The following is a 4,155-nucleotide window of genomic DNA, read 5'->3' as shown; positions in this document are numbered from 1 at the left end:
GTTGAAGATGATGTGGAAATAAATAAGCTGTTGACAGATTTTTTGAATAAAAATGGTTATGATGTGTTTTGTCAATATAATGGACTTCATGTGTTGGATTACTTACTTGAGAATAAAATAGACTTGCTTCTGATGGATATTATGCTTCCTTATCGGAGTGGAGATATTATGGATGGAGCAGTGGACAGCACAGACTCCGCTGAGGTACTTCAATATGCGGCAGAGATCATCGTGTCATTTAGTCAGATGCATAGTCCCGGCAACTGATCAAACAATCCCCTTGCATTTTGTATAACAGGCGCTACAATAAAATCTTCGTAATTCCCGGGTTGGGATTACGGGGATTTTTTATGGAAATTTTAAATTAATCTTGACTTTCACGGTACGTGATAGTGTATGATAAAATCAAAGAATAGAACAAAGATATTCGCCGGCAGATTTTTGTATACTATTTCTTAATTATTTCCAGGAGTTGATTACGATGAGAACGATAAGCCAGATTGCAAAATTAACAGGTGTCAGTATACGCACGTTGCAGTATTATGACGAAATTGGACTACTAAAGCCCAGTGAAGTAACATTATCCGGTTACCGGTTATATGATGACGAAGCATTAGAGCGGTTGCAGCAAATTTTATTTTTCAAAGAAATGGATTTCAAATTAAGAGAAATCAAAGAATTTGTGGAAGAACCGGGGTTTGATAAAATCGAAGCTTATAAGAAACAAAAGAAATTACTCTGTTTGAAACGCAGCAGGCTGGACAAACTGATAGAACTTTTGGAGAAACTGGAGAAAGGGGAACAGTGTATGAGTTTTAAAGAATTCGATTTGAGTGAATATATTGGAGCATTAGAGCAGTTCAAAAAAGAAAAGACGGAAGAGGCTATTAAATACTGGGGAAGTGTGGATAAGTTTAATGAATTTATCCAAAAAGTGAAAGATGACCAGGAAACCTTAGCCCCGATCGCGATTAAACAATTTGGCAGTGTTGAAAAATACACGGAGGCCATGAAATACAATCTGGAGCATTTTCAAGAATTAATGGAGCAGATAGAAGATATCGGCGGGCAGAAAGATGATATACTGAAAAAAAATGAAGATCTGCATGTGAAACTGACCTTAGATTTGTCAAAGGATCCCACTTCAGATGAAATCCAGGATATCATTCATGAGTTGATGGATCTCTCAGAAGAGACGGGTATCGATGTAGATATGGGCGAAGGATACTGGGACATGGTGATTGATATCTATACCGGTGAAACAGGCAGAAAAGTCATGGATGAGAAGTACGGTGAGGGTGCTTCTGAATTTATGGCAAAGGCACTGCATTATTATATTCATAAACAGGAATTATAATCTCAACAGAGGGGCTGTGCTTTCGGGCATATCCCCTTTATTCAATTCAGTCCCGCATATGGTAACAACTTACACAGAGAACAATCTATACAATGGCTTCCGTAATCTGTTATAATAAGGTTAATTTCAGATTTATTTTTACAATAGAGGAGGATTTGAGATCAATATGGAATTTCATAAAATATATAGACCGTTGACCGCAACTCCTTTTAAGAAGGACGAGACGTATATGGAAATAGAGCCCTGTGAAGCGCTTAAACCCTATATCAGGTGCTTTTGGGGGACATCCGGTCCCGTTATCCGATCCCAATGCCGGGAGTCTGTGAGCAGCGTTGTGACGCCGGATACCTGTATGGATATTATGTTTGATATTGATTATACCAACAACAGGATCAGCAATGATTTCGCAGGGATTAATATCAGTTCTTTTCAGATTCATTCAATGCCTGGGGAAGAAAGGCAGATTTCTTCCTTTGCAATCCGTTTTTACGCCTGGGCAGTGATTTTGTTCTCCGGGGAATCCATGAGGGATGCCAAAGACCTGTATTGTGATGTGGGATACTATTTTCCAAAGTTAAAGAAATTACTGGAAGATAGGCTGTTTACCATGGACAGTCTCATGGAACGAAAAGCAATTGCCGAAAAGTATCTCATGGAAAATTTTCATCCGGAGCGCATGAACCATGTTGTTTCGGATGCACTGTATGAGATTTTTCGAAATAAAGGAAATATAAGGACCTTACAGCTTGCCAGGGAAGTGCATATCAGTACCAGGCAGTTAGAAAGGCTGTTTAAAGAGAACATCGGTATTTCTCCAAAACAACTCTCTTCCGTAATCCGCTATCAATATTTGTGGAATGATATTGTGGGAAGTACAAGGTTTGATGTACTAGATGCTGTGATAAAATATCAGTATACGGATCAGGCTCATTTACTCCATGATTTTAAACGTTTCCACTCGATGTCCATTCAGGAGGCAAAGGAGTTGGCATTTAAAAATGTCGCTTTTTTACAAGATCCCAGTCGGGCATGAAAGTATAATGAATAGTGGAAAGCGGTTTAATCTTATTGTTATGTAATTACGAAATATGAAGACTAATTGTATGGAGACTAAAAATATGGAGGCTAGTGATATGAAGGTTCATGATATGGAGGTTCATGATATGAAGGCTAATGATATGAAGGCTAATAATATGAAACCTAATGATGTAGGGACTAATGAAATGGAAGCTAATGATATGAAGGCTAATAATATGAAGCCTAATGATGTAGGGACTAATGATATGGAAGCTAATGAAATGGAAGCTAATGATATGGAAGCTAATGATATGAAGGTTAATGATATGGAAGCTGATGATCTGGAAGCTAATGATAAGGCTAATAATAGGAAGCATGTAGATCAGAGACACATTGAAGTCTGGATACATAGAAATGCCAGGGAACTGGAACTGGCGAAATGGAATTATTATTTTGCAAATGGAAGCAAAGAGGATGTGGTAAATGCTTTGATGCATTATCAGAATGCAGATGGCGGTTTCGGAAATGGGATTGACCCGGATAACTGGAATTACAATTCTATTCCATATGGACTATATTATGTTTTGGAAGTAATGGATGAAATCGAGTTTTACGATATGCAGCATCCCATATATGCCGGAATTAAAAAGTATCTGGATTGTCACAGTAATTTTCCGGAAGGATGGATCTTTACGGTTCCTACAAATGGGGATTATCCACATGCCAGCTTTTATAATTATGATGAAGCATATAATAGTATAGAAAGCAGGGGGATTCACCTGCGCTTTTGTGCCTTTATTCTTGAGCACTATCCGGAGTCCATACTTTATCCATCTGTTTTAGATTTGATCAAAACCATGATGGATAGATTAAAGGACGATCATCTGGGGGATATGGGACCAAGCGGATATATTTCATTAATTAATGCTATGAAACGTGTAAATTTAGAAGGATATGATTATGACCGGTTAGAAAAAGAGCTGATAGAAATCGTAAACAAGTCGATTCAGAGAGATCCGGCACAGTGGCCATCCTATGGTTACCGGCCATCTGATTATATAAAATCAAAGGACAGTATCTTTTACCCAGGCAACGAGGATCTTGTGGAAACAGAATTGGATTTCCTTGCGGATACCCTGCCGGAACATGATGTATGGCCGATTTCCTGGTGCTGGTTTGAAAACTATGAAAAATATCCTAAGGAATTTGTTATCAGTGAGAATTGGGCGAAAGCCTATAAAGCAATTGAAAAAACAAACTTCTTAAAAAGATTTGGCAGATTGGATCCGCAATCGGAAAAGATGGAACAGCTATAAAAATAACGAACTGATTGATTGTCTAAATGATAGGTGGAAAGGTCGTGTATGCATAAATTGGAACCTTGCAGTACAAAATATACAGGAGCATATTTATGCAAATATTATGAAAGGCTGATACCGTCTGTCATCATGAGCCGGTATCCAAGTACAGCAATACTTGTACGAAGTATAAATGAGAACACGAATTATAGATTTCCACACACATTTAGGTGATATTTTTCATGAGAATAAGAATATAAGTTTCAAATCACCGCAGCATTTACCAAAATATAAAGACCCATTCAAAGAACTGGGGGAGAACGGTTATCAGGCGCCGCTTATTGCAGACGATCCCGATGCCCTTAATACACTGATTGATGCCGGACAGTACCGGATCTGGGAAAAAGGGGGCTTACAATCTATCCGTGAGGTGATTACATCGAACCAGATGGATTATATGGTTTCCCTGCCGATTCTTCCCAA

At 38.3% G+C, this 4,155-nt stretch carries 5 protein-coding genes; all 5 read left to right on the top strand.

The genetic code is table 11. The annotated features are described in order from the left end of the window. On the top strand, nt 1-267 hold a 267-nt coding region (locus ACH2DQ_RS16430), incomplete at its 5' end, for a response regulator (protein WP_395027461.1). A gap of 214 nt (nt 268-481) precedes the next feature. Further along, entirely contained in the window at nt 482-1,357 is an 876-nt protein-coding gene (locus ACH2DQ_RS16425; RefSeq protein ID WP_394915875.1) for a MerR family transcriptional regulator, read from the top strand. 166 nt (nt 1,358-1,523) lie between these two features. Next, entirely contained in the window at nt 1,524-2,390 is an 867-nt protein-coding gene (locus ACH2DQ_RS16420; RefSeq protein WP_394915874.1) for a helix-turn-helix domain-containing protein, read from the top strand. Between the two features lie 100 nt (nt 2,391-2,490). Beyond that, nucleotides 2,491-3,690, top strand: coding sequence for a hypothetical protein (locus ACH2DQ_RS16415; RefSeq protein WP_394915873.1), 1,200 nt, complete (start codon nt 2,491-2,493; stop codon nt 3,688-3,690). A 175-nt stretch (nt 3,691-3,865) separates the two neighbouring features. After that, nucleotides 3,866-4,155 (top strand): hypothetical protein (locus ACH2DQ_RS16410; RefSeq protein ID WP_395027458.1); only part of this gene is annotated, 290 nt, incomplete at its 3' end.

This window comes from Robinsoniella sp. (genome assembly GCF_034124845.1).
The sequence above is the reverse complement of the archived record's forward strand: the minus strand, read 5'-3'. Positions and strand labels throughout refer to the sequence as shown.